The 17,628-nt window shown below is 74.3% G+C and carries 16 protein-coding genes and 1 pseudogene; 8 read left to right on the top strand and 9 right to left on the bottom strand.

Annotated features, from left to right (window positions below; translation table 11 throughout):
• Positions 1–82: 82 nt before the first annotated feature.
• Positions 83–937, top strand: a complete 855-nt coding sequence (locus O7628_RS10200; RefSeq protein ID WP_278129874.1) for a helix-turn-helix transcriptional regulator — start codon at positions 83–85, stop codon at positions 935–937.
• Positions 934–1,122 (top strand): DUF397 domain-containing protein, encoded by a 189-nt coding sequence (locus tag O7628_RS10195; RefSeq protein ID WP_278129872.1) that lies wholly within the window; start codon positions 934–936, stop codon positions 1,120–1,122. Before O7628_RS10200 ends, O7628_RS10195 begins: the two co-directional genes overlap by 4 nt.
• A gap of 155 nt (positions 1,123–1,277) precedes the next feature.
• Here the strand turns inward: O7628_RS10195 and O7628_RS10190 are convergent, their stop codons facing one another.
• The 7 genes from O7628_RS10190 to O7628_RS10160 form a co-directional block, all read right to left on the bottom strand.
• The gene (locus O7628_RS10190; RefSeq protein ID WP_278129871.1) at positions 1,278–2,441 is read right to left on the bottom strand and encodes an acyl-CoA dehydrogenase; all 1,164 of its coding nucleotides are present in this window, start codon (positions 2,439–2,441) and stop codon (positions 1,278–1,280) included.
• Positions 2,438–4,402, bottom strand: coding sequence for a biotin carboxylase N-terminal domain-containing protein (locus O7628_RS10185; RefSeq protein WP_278129870.1), 1,965 nt, complete (start codon positions 4,400–4,402; stop codon positions 2,438–2,440). Before O7628_RS10185 ends, O7628_RS10190 begins: the two co-directional genes overlap by 4 nt.
• A 12-nt stretch (positions 4,403–4,414) precedes the next feature.
• Positions 4,415–6,016 (bottom strand): carboxyl transferase domain-containing protein, encoded by a 1,602-nt coding sequence (locus O7628_RS10180; RefSeq protein WP_278129868.1) that lies wholly within the window; start codon positions 6,014–6,016, stop codon positions 4,415–4,417.
• Positions 6,013–7,716 carry an acyclic terpene utilization AtuA family protein gene (locus O7628_RS10175; RefSeq protein WP_278136276.1) on the bottom strand — a complete coding sequence of 568 codons (1,704 nt, stop codon included), beginning with the start codon at positions 7,714–7,716 and terminating at the stop codon, positions 6,013–6,015. Before O7628_RS10175 ends, O7628_RS10180 begins: the two co-directional genes overlap by 4 nt.
• Before the next feature lie 65 nt (positions 7,717–7,781).
• Complete coding sequence (locus tag O7628_RS10170) at positions 7,782–8,387, bottom strand: TetR/AcrR family transcriptional regulator (protein WP_278129866.1); 606 nt, start codon at positions 8,385–8,387, stop codon at positions 7,782–7,784.
• Positions 8,388–8,777: 390 nt separating this feature from the next.
• Positions 8,778–9,521 (bottom strand): metallophosphoesterase family protein, encoded by a 744-nt coding sequence (locus O7628_RS10165; RefSeq protein ID WP_278129865.1) that lies wholly within the window; start codon positions 9,519–9,521, stop codon positions 8,778–8,780.
• 84 nt (positions 9,522–9,605) lie between these two features.
• Positions 9,606–10,283: a Crp/Fnr family transcriptional regulator gene (locus O7628_RS10160; protein WP_007073398.1), complete on the bottom strand. Its 678-nt coding sequence runs from the start codon at positions 10,281–10,283 to the stop codon at positions 9,606–9,608.
• Positions 10,284–10,441: 158 nt separating this feature from the next.
• Between O7628_RS10160 and O7628_RS10155 the strand changes: the two genes are divergently transcribed.
• The 6 genes from O7628_RS10155 (at position 10,442) to O7628_RS10130 (ending at position 15,920) form a co-directional block, all read left to right on the top strand.
• Positions 10,442–11,167 (top strand): adenosylcobinamide amidohydrolase, encoded by a 726-nt coding sequence (locus tag O7628_RS10155; protein ID WP_278129864.1) that lies wholly within the window; start codon positions 10,442–10,444, stop codon positions 11,165–11,167.
• Positions 11,168–11,223: 56 nt separating this feature from the next.
• Positions 11,224–12,408, top strand: a complete 1,185-nt coding sequence (locus tag O7628_RS10150; RefSeq protein WP_278129862.1) for a CapA family protein — start codon at positions 11,224–11,226, stop codon at positions 12,406–12,408.
• 84 nt (positions 12,409–12,492) lie between these two features.
• The gene (nth, locus tag O7628_RS10145) at positions 12,493–13,281 is read left to right on the top strand and encodes an endonuclease III (protein WP_278129861.1); all 789 of its coding nucleotides are present in this window, start codon (positions 12,493–12,495) and stop codon (positions 13,279–13,281) included.
• Between the two features lie 62 nt (positions 13,282–13,343).
• A complete protein-coding gene (locus O7628_RS10140; protein ID WP_278136275.1) occupies positions 13,344–13,958 on the top strand; it encodes a TlpA disulfide reductase family protein in 615 nt (204 codons plus the stop codon).
• Entirely contained in the window at positions 13,955–14,653 is a 699-nt protein-coding gene (locus tag O7628_RS10135) for a CoA pyrophosphatase (protein ID WP_278129860.1), read from the top strand. The genes O7628_RS10140 and O7628_RS10135 overlap by 4 nt, the downstream gene beginning before the upstream one ends.
• Before the next feature lie 88 nt (positions 14,654–14,741).
• Positions 14,742–15,920 carry a MarP family serine protease gene (locus tag O7628_RS10130; RefSeq protein ID WP_043964968.1) on the top strand — a complete coding sequence of 393 codons (1,179 nt, stop codon included), beginning with the start codon at positions 14,742–14,744 and terminating at the stop codon, positions 15,918–15,920.
• 79 nt (positions 15,921–15,999) lie between these two features.
• On the opposite strand, the gene O7628_RS10125 is transcribed toward O7628_RS10130, so the two are convergent.
• Positions 16,000–16,707, bottom strand: a complete 708-nt coding sequence (locus O7628_RS10125; protein ID WP_278129857.1) for a phosphatase PAP2 family protein — start codon at positions 16,705–16,707, stop codon at positions 16,000–16,002.
• 207 nt (positions 16,708–16,914) lie between these two features.
• Positions 16,915–17,625: pseudogene (locus tag O7628_RS10120) on the bottom strand (phosphatase PAP2 family protein); the annotation flags it as partial.
• Between the last annotated feature and the right edge of the window lie 3 nt (positions 17,626–17,628).

Here is a 17,628-nt window from a genome sequence, read left to right as displayed (position 1 = left end):
TCCGTTGCTCACCGTGGTCGAGAGGTGATTACATGTCGAGCGCAGGCGTCGCCCGGCATGTAGTCGCGGAGAGGGAGAGCCAGTGACGACGGATACCGGCTCGACGGTCCCGAGGCGACAGCTCGGGCGTTACCTGCGACAGCTTCGCGAGGAAGCGCGCATGACGGTCAAGGCTGCGGCCGACGCGCTGGAGTGGTCGACGCCGAAGATGTGGCGCATCGAGACCGGCGCGACGTCGATGCGGTCGCTGGACGTGGAGGCCATGTGCCGCCTCTACGGAGCGTCACCGGAAATCACCGAGGCGCTGATGGGCCTCGCGAAGGAGACGAAGGCGCGCGGCTGGTGGCACTCCTACGGCGACGCCATCCCGGAGTGGTTCGAACTGTACGTAGGACTGGAAGCGGCTGCGACCCGTCTACGCACCTTTGAAGCCCAGTTGATCCCAGGTCTGTTGCAGACCGAGGCTTATGCCACTCGCGTCTACGAGGTGGCCCGTCCGGAGATGAGCAGGGAAGAGATCCAGCGTGGCGTGGCTGTGCGGCGCGGTCGGCAGGCCCTTCTGACCCGCACCACGCCCCGTGCTCCACAGTTCGACGTGCTGCTTGACGAAGCCGTCCTGCGGCGCGGCGTCGACGCAGAGCAGCTGAAGCACCTGGTGACGGTCAGCCGGCAGCCCAACGTGTCGGTGCGGGTGGTGCCCTGCTCGGCGGGCCTGCATCGCGGCAACATGACCAGCGGAACGTTCACGATCCTTGACTTCGAAGGCGGGAAAGAGCCCTCACTGGTCTACTCCGACAGCCTCACGGGCGCGCTCTACCTCGACAAGCCTGCCGAGGTCGCGACGTACGGGGAGGTGTGGGTCGGCATGGAGAGGTCGGCACTGACCGAAGCGGCTTCTCGCAAGCTCATCGCATCGATTGGGGAGGAACACGCATGAGCATGATCACCTGGAAGAAGAGCACGCGAAGCAATGGGGGCGGCAACTGCGTCGAGGTCGCCACGCTTTCCCAGGCCGTCATGGTGCGCGACAGCAAGGACCAGCAGGGCCCGGTGCTGCACTTCGCGCCCACCCCCTGGGCCACCTTCCTCAAGACCATCAAGGCGGGCGCGTTCACGGCCTGAGCCGCCTGACCGCTGGGCGGAGGGGCACCGATGCGGGCGGACAAGACCACGCTCGATCAGGGAAAGAGTGGTGATACTCGCCGCCGGAGGCCACTCTTTCCAGGATCGAGCACGATCTTCGTCCTAGCTCTCCCGCACTCCGACACAGGCCATAGCTAGTACGACTTGTCCTGGCCCAGGACGTGTTGTGCCACGAAGTTGAGAATCATCTCCCGGCTTACCGGGGCGATCCTTCCCGCTCTTACCGCGCCCAGCAGCGTTGCCACGCCGTACTCCGTGGTCATGCCCGCGCCGCCCAGCGCCTGCACCGCCGTGTCGACCGCGAGCGCGGCGGCCTCGCCGGAGGCGTACTTGGCCATGTTGCCGGAGACGCCGGCCTCCAGGTCGCGCCCCGCGTCGTACAGGGTGGCCGCCTTGTAGATCATGAGGCGGGCCAGTTCCACCTGCACGGCCGCGTTCGCGAGCGGGTGCGACACGCCCTGGTGGGTGCCGATGCTCCGGCCGCCCCACACCTTGCGGGTGGCCATGTACTCGCTGGCGCGTTCGATCGCGTACCGGCCGGTGCCGATGCCCATCGCGGCGACCGTGATGCGCTCCGGGTTGAGTCCGGCGAACAGGGCGGGCAGGCCGGCGTCGAGGGACCCGCCGACCAGGGCGTCGGCGGGCAGCCGCACGTCGTCGAGGTAGAGCATGAACTGGTTCTCCGGGGAGACGATCTCCATGTCCAGCTTGGAGCGGGTCAGCCCGGGGGCGTCGGTCGGCACGAGGAACAGGGCCGGCTTGAGCTTGCCGGTCGCCGCGTCCTCGGTGCGGGCCACCACCAGCACGTACTGTGCCTCGTCGACGCCCGAGATGTAGCACTTGCGGCCGGTCAGCAGCCAGTCGTCGCCGTCGCGGCGGGCCACCGTGCCGAGCCGGTGGAAGTTGGACCCGGCCTCCGGCTCGGTGATCGCGAAGACCACCTTCAGCGTGCCGTCGGCCATGGCGGGCAGGAACCGTTCGCGCTGCTCCTCGGTGCCGTGCCTGGTGACGATCGTGGCGACGATGGCGGGGGAGACCACGAGCAGCAGCAGCGGGCAGCCGGCGGCGGCCAGTTCCTCGCAGACGATGGCCAGCTCGGTGATGCCGCCGCCCCCGCCGCCGTACTCCGTGGGGATGTTGACGCCGAGGTAGCCGAGCCGCGCGGCCTCCTCCCACAGCTCGGTGGTGTGCCCGCCGGACTTCGCCTTCGCCACGAAGTAGCCGTGACCGTACTTGCGGCCCAGCGCCCGGACGGCGTCGCGGAGCTGCTCCTGCTCGTCGGTGAGGTCGAAGTTCATGACGCTGTCTCCTCGGGGGTGGTGACGACGGCCAGCACGGCGCCGGTGTCGACCTGGCCGCCGGCCGGCACCGGCAGCTCGGCGACCACGCCGTCGGCGGGGGCGAGCACGGGGTGTTCGAGCTTCATCGCCTCCAGGGTCAGCAGCAGGTCACCGGCGGCGACCCGCTGACCGACCTCGACGTGCACCCGGGCCACCGCGCCGGGCAGCGGCGCGAGCAGCGAGCCGGCCGCCAGCTCCGCCGTCGGCAGCGGGAAGCGCGGCAGCTCGGTGAGGCTCGCCGCCCCGTCCGGGCCGTCCACGAAGACCTGCGACCCCACCCGGTGTACGGCGTACGCGCGCCGCACCCCGTCGACGTCGAGGACCACGCGGTCGGGGGCGGCCTGCACAAGAGTCACAGCCGAGGACACAGAGTGGTCGGCGAGCGCGCCGGTGCGGTCCAGTCGGTAGCGGACCTCGATCTCGTCGCCGTCCGGCCCCGCGTACCGGGTGAACTGCGGGAACGATGGCACGTTGCGCCAGCCGGAGGGGAGCCCGGCGAGCACCGGGGCCGCCGCCCGGCGCGCCGCGGCCGAGGCGAGCGCGGCGGCGAGGGCGGCCAGCGGCAGCTCGTCGGCGGGCAGCAGCGGGGCGAACACGTCGGGGTGCCGGTCGAGGAAGCCCGTGTCCACCTCGGCCGCGGCGAACGCGGGGCTGCGCAGCACCCGGACCAGCAGATCCCGGTTGGTGGTCACCCCGTGCAGCTCGGCGCGGGCCAGCGCGCCGGCCAGCAGCCGGGTCGCCTCCGCCCGGGTCGGCGCCCAGGCGACCAGCTTCGCCAGCATCGAGTCGTAGTGCACGCCGACCGTCGAGCCGTCCGCCACCCCCGAGTCGAGGCGCAGCCCCCGCGTCGGGGCGAACTCGCCCGCCACCTGCGGCACCGCGAACCGGTGCAGGACGCCCGTCGCCGGCCGGTGGTCGTGCGCCGGGTCCTCGGCGCACAGGCGCACCTCGATGGCGTGGCCGTCGGGCTGCGGCGTCGCCGCCAGCGGCAGCGGCTGCCCCTCGGCGACCAGCAGTTGCAGGCGCACCAGGTCCAGCCCGGTGACCGCCTCGGTGACCGGGTGCTCCACCTGGAGGCGGGTGTTCATCTCCAGGAAGAAGAACCGCCCGTCCGGGGCGAGCAGGAACTCGACCGTGCCCGCGCCGACGTACCCGACCGCGCGGGCGGCGGCGACGGCCGCCTCGTGCAGCCGCTGCCGCACCCCGTCCGGCAGGACCGCCGGGGCCTCCTCGACGATCTTCTGGTGCCGGCGCTGGATCGAGCAGTCCCGCTCGCCCAGCGCCACGACCGCACCGTGGGTGTCGCCGAAGACCTGCACCTCGACGTGCCGGCCCCGCTCGACGTACCGCTCGACGAAGACCGTGCCGTCGCCGAACGCCGCCGCCGCCTCCCGCCGCGCCGAAGCGACGGCCTCGGCGAGGGCGGCTGGGTCGGCGACGATGCGCATGCCGCGCCCGCCGCCCCCGGCGGACGCCTTCACCAGCACCGGGAAGTCGGTGATCTCGTCGGGCTCGGTCCAGGTGGGCAGCATCGGCACGCCCGCGTCGGCCAGCAGCGCCTTCGCCGCCACCTTGTCGCCCATCGCGGCGATCGCCTTCGCGGGCGGGCCCACCCAGGTCAGGCCCGCGTCGGTCACCGCCGCCGCGAACTCGGCGTTCTCGGCGAGGAAGCCGTAGCCGGGGTGCACGGCGTCCGCGCCGGTGCGGCGGGCCGCGTCCAGGATGAGGTCGATCCGCAGGTACGTCTCGGCGGGCGCGTTCCCCGGCAGGCGTACGGCCAGGTCGGCCTCGGCGACGAACGGCGCGTCGGCGTCGGCGTCGGAGTGCACGGCGACCGTGGCGACGCCGAGCGCCCGGCAGGTGGCGATGACCCGCCGGGCGATCTCGCCCCGGTTGGCCACCAGCAGTCGGGTGATCATGAAAGCAGCCCCCTACATCCGGAAGACGCCGAAGCCGTCGGCACCCTTGACCGGTCCACTGTGGATCGCCGACAGGCAGAGCCCGAGGACGGTACGCGTGTCCCGGGGGTCGATCACCCCGTCGTCGTAGAGCCGGCCCGAGAGGAACAGCGCCCCCGACTGGGACTCGATCTGCTGCTCGACCATCATCCGCATGGCGGCGTCGGAGTCCTTGTCGAACTCCTGCCCCCGGGCGGCGGCGGCCTGCCGGGCCACGATCGACAGCACGCCGGCCAACTGCGCCGGCCCCATCACCGCCGACTTCGCGTTCGGCCAGGTGAACAGGAACCTTGGCTCGTACGCCCGCCCGCACATGCCGTAGTTGCCGGCCCCGTACGACGCGCCCAGGTTGACCGTCAGGTGCGGCACCTTCGAGTTCGACACGGCGTTGATCATCAGCGCGCCGTGCTTGATGATGCCCCGCTGCTCGTAGGAGGTGCCGACCATGTAGCCGGTGGTGTTCTGGAGGAAGACCAGCGGGGTGTCGGCCGCATTGGCGAGCTGGATGAACTGGGCCGCCTTCTGCGCCTCCTCGCTGAACAGCACGCCCCGGGCGTTGGCGAGCACCCCGACCGGGTAGCCGTGCAGCTCGCCCCACCCGGTGACCAGCGCCGTCCCGTACGCGGGCTTGAACTCGTCGAACTCGCTGCCGTCGAGCACCCGGGCGAGGACCTCGCGCGGGTCGAACGGCACCTTCAGGTCGGCGCTGACGACGCCGAGCAGCTCCTCCGGGTCGTGCTTCGGCGGGGCGGGGAACGCGGTGCGCGGCGGCGGGCCCTGCTTGCGCCGGTTGAGCCGGCGGACGCACTGCCGGGCCAGCCGGATGCCGTCCCGCTCGTCTTCGGCGAGGAAGTCGGCCAGGCCCGACCGGGTGGCGTGCATGGCCGCGCCGCCGAGGGACTCGTCGTCGGTGACCTCGCCGGTGGCCATCTTCACCAGCGGCGGCCCGGCCAGGTAGACCTGCGACCGGTCCCGGATCATGATCACGTGGTCGGACATGCCGGGCACGTACGCGCCGCCGGCCGTGGCGTTGCCGAACACTACGCTGACCGTGCCGATGCCCTCGGCCGAGAGCCGGGTCAGGTCGCGGAACACCCGCCCGCCCGGGATGAAGATCTCCGCCTGGGTGGGCAGGTCCGCCCCGGCGCTCTCCACCAGGTTGACCATCGGCAGCCGGTTGGCCAGGGCGATCTCCCCGGCCCGCCGGGTCTTCGCGAGCGACCACGGGTTGACCGCGCCGCCGCGCACGGTCGGATCGTTGGCGACGACCAGGCACTCCACGCCCTCGACCACGCCGATCCCGGTGACCACGCTGGCCCCGACGGGGAAGTCCGTCCCGTACGCGGCGACCGGCGACAGCTCCAGGAACGGGCTGTCCGGGTCGAGCAGCAGCTCGATCCGCTCCCGGGGCAGCAGCTTGCCGCGCTGGTGGTGGCGGGCCGCGTACTTCGCCCCGCCGCCCGCGCGAGCCTGATCGAGGGCCGCGTCCAGCTCGGCGAGCCGTTCCAGCAGGGCCTCCCGGTTGGCCCGGAAGGCCGGCGCGGCCGGGTCGAGCGTGCTGTCCAGTGTGCTCACCGCTGCATCTCCTCCGTCGGCAGGTCGACCACGCGGGAGCGCAGCAGCTCGCCCAGCGCCTTCGCCTGCGGGTCGAACCGGGTCGACGCGGCCACGCCCTGCCCGAGCAGCCCCCGGATCACGAAGTTCACCGCGCGCAGGTTCGGCAGCTCGTGCCGTTCGACGGTCAGCGGGGCGGTCTCCGGCAGCAGCTCGGCCAGCCGTTCGACCGTCAGCCAGCCGCGCAGCCACGCCCAGGTCGCGTCGGTACGCGCCCAGACGCCCAGGTTCGCGTCGCCGCCCTTGTCGCCGGAGCGCGCCCCGACCACCTCGCCCAGCGCCCCCCGCCGCGTCCGCCGCGGCTGCGCCGCGCGCTGCGGGTGCAAGGAAGGGCCCCTTGTTAACGCATTCTGTTGTACAGGGGGCCCCTGCAAACACGTCACCGGCGGGGGTGCGACCAGCACCCGCTCGCCCGACGGCAGGACGGCCACGTGCTCCACCGCGTCCTGCGGCACGGCGTCGGCGGTGAACACCCCGTACGGGGTCGCGTCGCCGGGCAGGGTGGTCAGCGTGCAGCCCGGGTAGGAGGCCAGCGCCAGCTCCACGGCGGCGGCCGAGAACGCCCGCCCGGCCCGCGCCTTGTCGCCGTCGCGCAGGTGTACGTGCAGCAGCGCGCTCGCCGCCTCCGTGTCGCCCGCGTCCGGGTGGTCGGTGCGGGCCAGCACGAACTCCAGCCCTGCCGGGCCGACCGCCGCCTCCAGCTGGCCCCGGACCAGGGCCGCCTTCGCCGGGATGTCCAGCCCGCACAGGACGAACGTCATCGAGTTGCGGAACCCGCCGAGGTTGTTCACCCCCACCTTGAGGGTGGGCGGCGGGGGCGTGCCCCGGACCCCGGTGACGCGCACCCGGTCGGGCCCGTCGGCGGCCAGCTCGACCGTGTCCAGCCGGGTCACCACGTCCGGGCCGAGGTAGTCGGGGCCGCCCACCTCGTACAACAGCTGGGCGGTGACCGTCTCCACGGTGACCGCGCCGCCCGTGCCCGGGTGCTTCGTGACGACCGAGGAGCCGTCCGGGTGGATCTCGACGAGCGGGAAGCCGGGGCGGTGCCCGCCGTCGGGCAGCTCGGTGAAGAAGCTGAAGTTGCCGCCGGTGACCTGCGCCCCGCACTCGATGAGGTGCCCGGCCACGGTCGCCCCGGCCAGCGCGTCGAGGTCGCCGCGCCCCCAGCCGTAGCGGGCGATCGCCGGCCCGACGGCCAGGGAAGCATCGGTGACCCGGCCGGTCACCACGACGTCCGCCCCGGCGTCGAGGCACGCGGCGATCCCGAACGCCCCCAGGTACGCGTTCGCGGTCAGCGCGTCGGGGCGGGGCAGCGCGTCGCCCTCGACGTACCCGATGCGGGCGGTGAGGCCGAGCCGGTCGGCGAGCGACCCGATCGCGGCGGCCAGCCCGGCGGGGTGCAACCCGCCGGCGTTGGTCACGATCCGGACCCCGCGCTCCAGCGCCGTGCCGAGGCACTCCTCGAGCTGACGCAGGAACGTCTTCGCATAGCCCAGGGCGGGGTCGCGCAGCCGGTCCCGGCCGAGGATCAGCATGGTCAGCTCGGCCAGGTAGTCGCCGGTCAGCACGTCGAGGTCGCCGCCGTCGAGCATCTCCCGCCACGCGGTCGCCCGGTCGCCGTAGAAGCCGGACGCGTTGCCGACCCGCAGCGGCGCGCTCAGGCGGCGGCTGCGCGGGTTCGTAAGGTCGACCATCGTGCCTCCAGTGGGCCGGTGGGGCGGGCCGGTCAGGGGGTGAGCAGGGTGGCGAGCTGGCGTTTCCAGGTGGTGAGCAGGGCGGTGCGGCGGGCCGAGTCGTCGCTGAGCAGGTTGGCCACCCCGAGCCCGCGCAGCAGGTCGAGGGTCGCCTGCACGGCCTCGCGGACGCCGGGGCGGCGCTCGTCGACGCCGAGCAGCGCCACGGTCAGCCGGTGCATCTCCCGGCCGACCTGCCGTTCCAGGGGGACCAGGGCGGCGCGCAGCTCGGCGTCGGTGCGGGCGGCGACCCAGAGTTCGAGGGCGGCGACGAAGAGCGGGCCGGTGAACGCCGCGCCGAGCAGGTCGATCACCCGGTCGAGCCGCTGCGGGCCGGCGGGCAGCGCCTCGGCCTCGGTGCGCAGCTCGTCGGCCCGGCGCTCGGCCAGGTGCGCGACGGCGGCGGTGACCAGGGCGGCCTTCGTGGGGTAGTGGTGCAGCTGCGCACCCCGGGACACCCCGGCCCGGGCCGCCACGACCGTGGTGGTCGTGCCGGACCAGCCGTGCTCGACCAGGCACTCGACGGTCGCCTCCAGCAGCCGGGCCCGGGTGGCGCGGCTGCGCTCCTGCTGCGGGACGCGGGACGGTGCGGCGGTCACCCGGTCAGCGTGCCGCCGCCGAAACAAACAGTCAAGACTGACTTTTTTGCGTGCCGGGTGGCGTTCGCTGGTCGGGACGCGCTCGTGGCGGGTGCCGTCCACGCCCGCTGGGGAGCCGTGCCCGCCGGGGAGCTGACGTCGTCCGCGCCCGCTGGGGAGCGGGTGCCGTCCGTGCCGCTGGGGAGCTGACGTCGTCCGCGCCCGCCGGGGAGCTGACGTCGTCCGCGCCCGCTGGGGAGCGGGTGCCGTCCGTGCCGCTAGGGAGCTGATGTCGTCGACGACTCACCGGTCGCCGGGCAGCTGGCGATGTCGCAGACGACTCAGCTCCCTAGTCCGCCGCGTGGATGCCGTCCCGGGCGCAATCGGCAGGGGTGCCAACCCGGGAGCGGGTCAGCGGCCGTCGCGGGGGGCGAAGACGGCCAGCGCCTCGGCGTCGCTGTGCCGGGAACGGAGGTATTCGTCGGCCCAGCCGGCGGCGTCGGGGAAGCCGGACTCCGCCGCGACCCGCGCGCACGCCGCGTCGACGTCGAACGCGGTACGCCGCAGCTGCACCCCCGGCCCGAGCAGCGCCCAGTGCGCCCCCGGCCCGCCGTACGGCATGCCGACGCTGCCCGCGTTGACCACCAGACGCCGGTCGACCAGCCGGGCGTACGGCATGTGGGTGTGCCCGCAGACCACGGTCCGGACGTCGGCCGGCACGTCGGCGAGGACCTCGGCCCAGCGGGACAGCCGGGAGTCCACGAGGACGACCTCCTCGTCGTCGCGGGGCGTGGCGTGGCAGAACAGCACCTCGCCCAGCCCGACGACCGGCAGGGTCGCCGTGAGCGGGAGCGCGGCCAACCGGGCGACCTGATCGTCGCGGAGCTGCCCGGCGGCCCAGTCCGACACCGCGATCGCGGACGGCCGCCCGGCCCGTGCCCCGACCAGTTCCCGGTCGGCGTTGCCGCCCACCCAGAGGACCCGGTCGCCGAGCCCGGCGAGCAGGTCCAGCACCTCGACGGGCTGGGGACCGGCGGCGATGTCGCCGGTGAGCACGATCAGGTCGGCGGCGGCCACGTCCGGCTCGGCCAGCACCGCCTCCAGCGGGGGTAGCGCGCCGTGGACGTCGGAGAGGACAGCGACCCGTTCCAGCATCCCGTCACGGTGCGCCCCGGCCCGCCTGCCCGTCCAGGGATTCTCCGCCGGGCAGAACGCCCGCCGGGGCGGGCACGGGACGACTCAGACGCGGGCGCGGCGGGCCAGGCGCTCCGGGTCGAGGATGATGATGCTCTTGCCGTCCAGCCGCAGCCAGCCGCGCGAGGCGAAGTCGGCGAGCGCCTTGTTGACGGTCTCCCGGGAGGCGCCGACGAGCTGGGCGATCTCCTCCTGGGTCAGGTCGTGGGTCACCCGCAGCACGCCGCCGTCGCGGGTGCCGAACCGCCCGGCCATCTGGAGCAGGTTCTTCGCGACCCGGCCCGGCACGTCGGTGAAGATCAGGTCGGCCAGCGAGTCGTTCGTCCGGCGGAGCCGGCGGGCCAGCACCCGCAGCAACTGCTCGGCGATCTCGGGCCGGTTGTTGAGCCACGGCCGCAGGGCCTGCTTGCGCAGGCGCACGAGGCGGGTGTCGGTCACCGCCGTGGCCGTCGCGGTGCGGGGGCCCGGGTCGAACAGCGACAGCTCGCCGACCATGTCCGACGGGCCCATCACGGCGATCAGGTTCTGCCGGCCGTCGGCCGCCCGGCGACCGACCTTGATCTTGCCGGACAGGAGGATGTAGAGACTGTCGCCGGGCTCGCCTTCGTTGAACACGACCTCGCCCTTGCGGACCTCGATCGTCTCCATCTCCTTGGCGAGCGCCTCGGCAGCCTCCGGGTCGACTCCCTGGAAGATCCCGCTGCGAGCCAGTACCTCGTCCATCGCGCACCTCCGCCTGCGCGTGCCGTCTTCTCGGCCGGGCCGCCGTCCGCTGATCCCTCGCGCGAGGCCAGTCTAGGCGCACGTGAGCGGTAATCAGAGCCGCACCCCTGGGAAACCCCTGGTCCCCCTCGGCGCGCCCGGGACGTAGGGTCGGCGGCGTGCTTGCCGAGCCGACCCTGACCAGCCGCCGCGAGGACGGCCGGGACGTCCCGCTGCTCGTGTGGCGCGCCGACCGGCCGTTGCTGACCGTCAGCTCCGCGCCACTCGGCGGCGGGATCGGCGTACGGCACTGGGTGGTCAACGCGACCGTGCCCATGTCGTACCACCGGGACGACCCGGCCGACCACCTGGCCGAGTTGGCCGACCAGCTCGGCCTCGACGGGCCCGGCGTCGGCCTGCTGACCGGTGTCGACGTCGCCGAGGTGGTCGCCCGCGCCGACTCCGGGGTGCGGGTCTGGGCGACCGTCGGGCTGGGCACCCCCGTCCAGGCCGCCGCACCCGACCTGGCCGTCGACCCTGTCCAGGCCGCCGACCCCGTCCAGGCCGCCGACCCCGGCCCGGCCCGGCGCGGCGTGCCCGCCCACCGGGTCGGCACGGTCAACATCGTGGTCGAGGTGCCCGCCCGGCTCGGCGACGCGGCCCTGGTCAACGCGGTGGCGACCGCGACCGAGGCGAAGGCGCAGGCGATCCGGGAGCTGGGGCTCGCGGCCACCGGCACCCCCACCGACGCCGTCACCGTGCTCTGCCCGGCCGGCGGCGAGCCGTCCGCCTACGGTGGGCCCCGCTCCGCCTGGGGCGCCCCGCTGGCCCGCGCGGTGCACGCCGCCGTGCTCGCCGGCGGGGCGGGGACCGTGGTCCCCTGGTCCGAACGGCGCACGGCCTGATTTTTCGGCCGATCGGCCATCGTCACCGCGTATCCCGCCCGGTAGCGTCGCGGGCGATGTACGCTCCCGCCCGCCCCGGCCCCCGTCCCCGCCTGCCCCGCGCCGGGGCCGCCCGCCCGCGCCGCCGGGCCGCGCTCGCCCTCGGCGTGCTGCTCGGCACGCTGCTCGCCGCCGGCTGCGCCGAGACGACCGACGCGCCCACCTGGCAGCCCGGCAACCGGGCCGACGCGACCGGCACCGCCTCCCCGGCACCCTCCGGCGAGGCCCCGGAGGGCAAGGTCGAGAGCGTGTCGCTCTCGGCCACCGGCGACATCATCATGGGCAACGCGCCGAACCGGCTCCCACCGAACGGCGGCAAGGGCTTCTTCGACTCGGTCAAGAAGGCGCTCGCGGCCGACCTGGTGATGGGCAACCTGGAGGAGCCGCTCACGGTCGACACCGGCACCGGCAAGTGCGGGGCCAACTCGACCCGCTGCTTCCAGTTCCGCGCCCCGCCGGAGTATGCCGCGCACCTGCGCGACGGCGGGTTCGAGCTGCTCAACCAGGCCAACAACCACGGCTACGACTACGGCCCGAAGGGCTACCGCAACACCCAGGCCGCCCTGGAGAAGTACGACCTGGAACACACCGGGGCGCCCGACCAGATCACCGTGGTCGAGGTCGAGGGCGTCAAGGTCGCCGTCGCCGGCTTCTCGTCGTACGTCTGGTCCAACAGCCTGGTCGACATCGACGCCGCCCGCGCGGTGATCAAGAAGGCGGCCACCATGGCCGACCTCGTCGTCGTGCAGGTGCACATGGGCGGCGAGGGCGCGGACAAGACCCGGGTGCGCCCCGGCACCGAGATGTTCCTCGGCGAGAACCGGGGCGACCCGATCAAGTTCTCCCACGCCATGATCGACGCGGGGGCGGACCTGATCGTCGGCCACGGCCCGCACGTGCTGCGCGGCATGGAGTTCTACCAGGGCCGGCTGATCGCCTACAGCCTCGGCAACTTCGCCGGCGGCGGCAACTCGCTGAGCAACAACGGCCGGCTCGGCTGGGGCGGCGTGCTCAAGGTGTCGCTGAAGCCGGACGGCAGCTTCGCCGGCGGGTCGTTCACCTCGACGTACATGAACTCGATCGGCAAGCCGACCATGGACCCGGACGACCGGGGCCTCGGCCTGGTCCGGGAGCTCACCCGGCTCGACTTCCCGAAGAGCGGCGCCCGCCTCGACGACGAGGGCCGGATCACCGAGCCGTGAGCCGGCGGCCGGCCACCCGTCGCCGGGCGCGGCCGGGCCGCGTGGCTCGACGCGCCGTCACCGGGTCGACGTAGGCTTTCCGTCGTGACCACCAGTCCCCCCGGAGCCAACGAGACCGACCTCGGCCGCACACGTCGCGCCCGGAAGATCCACCGGGTGCTCACCCAGACACACCCCGACGCCCACTGCGAGCTGGACCACAGCAATCCGCTGGAGCTGGCCGTCGCCACGATCCTGTCCGCCCAGTGCACGGACAAGAAGGTCAACGAGGTCACCCCGAAGCTGTTCGTCCGCTACCCGACGGCCGCCGACTACGCGGGGGCGGACCGGGCCGAGCTGGAGGAGCTGATCCGGCCCACCGGCTTCTACCGCAACAAGACCAACTCGCTGATCAGGCTGGGCCAGGCCCTCGTCGAGCGGTACGACGGGCAGGTCCCCGGAAAGCTCGCCGACCTGGTGACGCTGCCCGGAATGGGCCGCAAGACCGCCAACGTCATCCTCGGCAACGCCTTCGGCGTCCCCGGCATCACCGTCGACACGCACTTCCAGCGGCTGGTGCACCGCTGGCGGCTGACCGCCGAGACCGACCCGGTGAAGATCGAGCACGCGATCGGCGCGATGTTCCCGAAGCGCGACTGGACGATGCTGTCGCACCGGATCATCTTCCACGGCCGGCGGGTCTGCCACGCCAAGAAGCCGGCCTGCGGCGCGTGCACGCTGGTGAAGCTCTGCCCGTCGTACGGGACGGGGCCGACGGAGCCCGCGCCGGCCGCGAAGCTGCTCAAGGGTCCCCGGGCGCGGGACCTGGCCGTCGCGGCGGGCGTCGACCCGGAGCTGGTGCCGCAGCAGGCGGTCGCCGCGGAGGCGCCGTGACGCACCGCCCCACCGCCCGGCGTCGGCCGTCCCGTCCGGCGTCGCGGCCCGCCCCGCGCCGGTTGACGGCCCGGCGTCCGCTGGCCGCCCTGCTCCTGCCGCTCGCGCTGCTCGCCGCCGCCTGCACGGCGACCCCGACCGAGGAGAGGACGACGGAGCCCCGGCGGAACACCCGGCCGTCGCCGTTCGCCGCCTGCGCGACCCTGACCGTGCCGCCCCCCTCGGCCGCGCCCACCCCCGCCGGCGCCGGCGGTGCGGAGCTGCCCGAGCTGACCCTGCCCTGCTTCACCGGCGGCGACCCCGTCGCCCTGCGGGACGTGCGCGGGCCCGCCGTGGTCAACCTGTGGGCGTCCTGGTGCCCACCCTGCCGCAAGGAGCTGCCCGCGTTCCAACGGCTCAGCGAGCGCGCGGACGGCAGGCTCCAGGTGATCGGGGTGAACACCCGCGACAGCCGGGACGCCGCCCAGTCGATCGGCGAGGACTTCGGCGTGCGCTTCCCCGTCCTGTTCGACCAGGGCGAGAGCCTGCGCCGGGCGCTCAACCGCAACGCCGTCCCGCTGACCGTGCTCGTCGGCGCGGACGGCCGCATCCGGCACGTCGACACCTCCGGCGCGCTGGACGACGCCCGGCTCGCCGCGCTGGTCCGCGAGCACCTCGGCGTGGTGGTGCCGGCGTGAGCCGTACGCCGCCGCCCTGGATGCACCCCCTGCTGTCCCGGCTGGGCTCCGCCCGCGCCGAGGACTTCACCCGGATCGTCACCCCGGCCAGCGGCGGGCGGGAGAGCGCCGTGCTCGTGCTCCTCGGCGAGGAGCCCGGGGCGGGCCCGGACGTGCTGGTCCTGCAACGCGCCGCCACCCTGCGCAACCACGCCGGGCAGCCGGCGTTCCCCGGCGGGGCGGCCGACCCGGGCGACGCCGACTCCGCCGCCACCGCCCTGCGTGAGGCCAACGAGGAGGTCGACCTCGACCCGGCCAGCGTCACCGTCCTCGCCGAACTGCCCCGGCTGTGGATCCCGGTCAGCGACTTCGTGGTGACCCCCGTGCTCGGCTGGTGGCACCGGCCGCACCCGGTGCACCCCCGGGAACCGGCCGAGGTCGCGCACGTCGCCCGGCTGCCGGTCGCCGAGCTGGTCGCCCCCGAGAACCGGCTGCGGGTACGCCACCCGAGCGGCTGGATCGGCCCGGCCTTCTCGGTGCGCGGCATGCTGGTCTGGGGCTTCACGGCCGGGGTGCTCGCCGCCCTGCTGGAGATGGGCGGGTGGGCCCGCCCCTGGCCGGACGACCGGGTCGTCGACCTGCCGCCGGCCGGGGCCGCCCCGGCGCCCTCCGCCGGCACCGACGCCGCCGACGAGATGGCCGGGCCGCTGGCCTGACCCCGACGGGGCAGCCGGACGCCGACCGGACCGTCACGTTCCGCGAGCGGCGGGCACCCGGCGGGCCCGCTGCCCGTACCCTTGGGGCGTGTCCGCCGTGGATCTCGTTCTGCTCCTGCTCATGCTCGTGTTCGCGATCAGCGGATACCGTCAGGGCTTCGTCATCGGGGTGCTGTCGTTCTCCGGGTTCTTCCTGGGCGCGCTCATCGGTCTACAGGTCGGCCCGCTGCTGGCCCGCCAGTTCACCGACAGCGGCACCCGGGTGTTGATCTCCCTCGTCGCCGTCTTCGGGCTGGCGGTGGTGGGGCAGGCGCTGGCCGGCTGGCTCGGCTCGCACCTGCGCCAGACCATCACCAGCGACATCGCCAAGCGGGCCGACGACATCGGCGGGGCGGTCGTCTCGCTCTTCGCCGTCATGCTGGTCGCCTGGCTGGTGGCCGTGCCGCTCGGCTCGTCCTCGCTGCCGTGGCTGGCCTCCTCGGTGCGCAACAGCGCGCTGCTTACCGTCGTCGACCGGGTCCTGCCCGACCAGGCGCAGGAACTGTCCACCGCGCTGCGGGACACCGTCGACACCAACGGCTTCCCCGACGTCTTCGGCGACCTCGCGCCCACCCGGGCCCGGCAGGTCGAGCCGCCCGACCCGGCGCTCGCCGGCTCGCAGGTGGTGGCCGACGGCCGGCGTGCGGTGGTCAAGGTGCTGGGCTCCGCGCCGAGCTGCGCGCGCCGCATCGAGGGCTCCGGCTTCGTGTACGCCGACGACCGGGTGATGACCAACGCGCACGTGGTGGCGGGCACCCGGTCGGTGGCGGTCGAGCTGAACGGCGACCGGTACGACGGTGAGGTCGTCGTCTACGACCCGGACCGGGACCTGGCCGTGCTGCGGGTGCCGGGGCTGCCCGGCCCGTCCCTGCGGTTCGCCGCCGGCAACGCGGGCAGCGGGGCGGACGCGATCGTGCTGGGCTTCCCGCTCGACGGGCCGTACAACGCCCAGTCGGCGCGGATCCGGGACGTCGACCGGATCACCGGCCCGGACATCTACTCCTCCGGCGACGTGACCCGGGAGATCTACACGATCCGGGCGCTGGTGCGCAGCGGCAACTCGGGCGGGCCGCTGCTCTCCTCGAACGGCCTGGTGCTCGGGGTGATCTTCGCGGCGGCGGCCGACGACCCGAACACCGGCTTCGCGGTGACGGCGGCCGAGGCCCGCCCGGTCGCCCTGGCCGGCGCGGAGCGGACCCGCCCGGTCGGCACCGGCGAGTGCACCTGAGCCGCAGGAGCGCTGCCGCCCCGGGCGGCCGGGCCGGCCGTTCGGCTCAGGCCGTCGGGACCCGGGCCGACCGTTCGGCTCAGGCCGTCGGGACCTGGGCCGGCCGCCCGACCGTGGGCAGCTTCTCCCGGCTCCACCGCACCCCCCGGTCCAGCACCGCCCGGGCCATGATCACCACGCACGTGCCGCCGTTGAGGAACGACGCCAGCACGTCGCTGGGGTGGTGCATGCCCCGGTACATGCGGGTCAGGGCGACGCCGACCGGCACCAGGAGGAGCAGCGCCCACCAGGCGACCTTCGCCGGGGTGCTCCGCGCCCGCAGCGCCAGCAGCACCGCGATGCCGGCGTAGAGCGCCACGGCGGCCGACGTGTGCCCGGACGGGAAGCTGGACGTCGGTGGGGAGACGTCCATGTGCTCGACCGCCGGGCGGCGGCGGTCGATGGCCATCGTGGTCAGCAGGAACACCAGCGCCTGGGCGCTGACCGCCGCGCACAGGAACAGCGGCTCCCGCCAGCGGTGCAGCACCAGCCGCAGGACCACCGCCACGATCGCGGTGACCAGCACGATCAACTGGGTGCTGGCCAGCGTGCTGAACACCAGCGAGACGTCGTTCCAGCCGGCGGTCCGGTCGGCGGCCAGCTCGCGGTTGACCGCGTCCTCCACCGTGAGCGGCCAGGTGTGCGCGAAGACCCGGGTGACGAGGACGCCGAGCAGCACCATGACGGAGAGCAGCAGGGCCACCGGCAGCAGCACCCGCTTGGCTGCCTGACCCACCAGTTCGGACATGGCCCGCCCAGTACCCGCGCGGACCGCCCGCTACGCCTGCCCCCGGGCCGGGCGGGTGCGCTCGGCCCCGCCGGCGGGCTCGGCCCCGCCGGCGGGCTCGGCCCCGCCGGCCGGCTCCGTCCCGTCGGCCGGCTCCGCCCCGTCGGCCAGTTCCGGCTCGACGCCCTCCGTGGTGGCGGGGCGAGCCGACCGGTGGCCGGTCCGGGTGCGCCAGGTGCGGAAGGCGGCGGTGGTGGCGGCCACCGTCGCCGCGCCCAGCAGCCAGCCGGCGACCACGTCGCTGGTGTAGTGCACCCCGAGCGCCAGCCGGCTCACCCCGGTCAGCACCGTCACCACGACGGCGGCGGACCAGAGCGCCCACCGCCGGGCGGGCCGCCGCCGGGCGTACGGGAGGAAGACCAGCAGCAGCACCCCGGCGGCGAGGGCCGCGTTCAGCGCGTGCCCGGAGGGGAACGAGTATCCGGCGGCCCGGGCGACCGGGTCCAGCAGCTCGGGCCGGTCCCGGCCGACCAGCAGCTTGAGCAGTGCGCCGAGCAGGCCGCCCACCGCCATCGTGGTGACCGCCCACCAGGCCAGCCGCGGCGCGCGCCGGGCGAACAACCAGACCACCACGCCGAGCACGGCGACCCGCAGCGGCCCGGGACCGAACACGTTCGTCCAGACGGTCATGAACCACACCCAGCCCGGGTGGTCGACGGCGTAGCCGTGCAGGTCGTGCGCGACCGCGGCGTCCAGCCGGTGTAGCGGCGGCCAGGAGCCCAGCACCAGCAGGGCGAGCAGGGCGAACGGCACCAGCACCAGGAAGACGGCGGTCGCGGCGAGGGTGAGCCGCAGCCCCAGCGAACGGTCGGGGTCGAGCCGGCGGGCCCGCCACGACGGCGACGCGGGGACGTGGGTGCGCTGACCGGACGTGCTCATGCC

This window comes from Micromonospora sp. WMMD956 (assembly GCF_029626125.1).
Lineage (GTDB): Bacteria > Actinomycetota > Actinomycetes > Mycobacteriales > Micromonosporaceae > Micromonospora > Micromonospora carbonacea.
The sequence above is the reverse complement of the archived record's forward strand: the minus strand, read 5'-3'. Positions and strand labels throughout refer to the sequence as shown.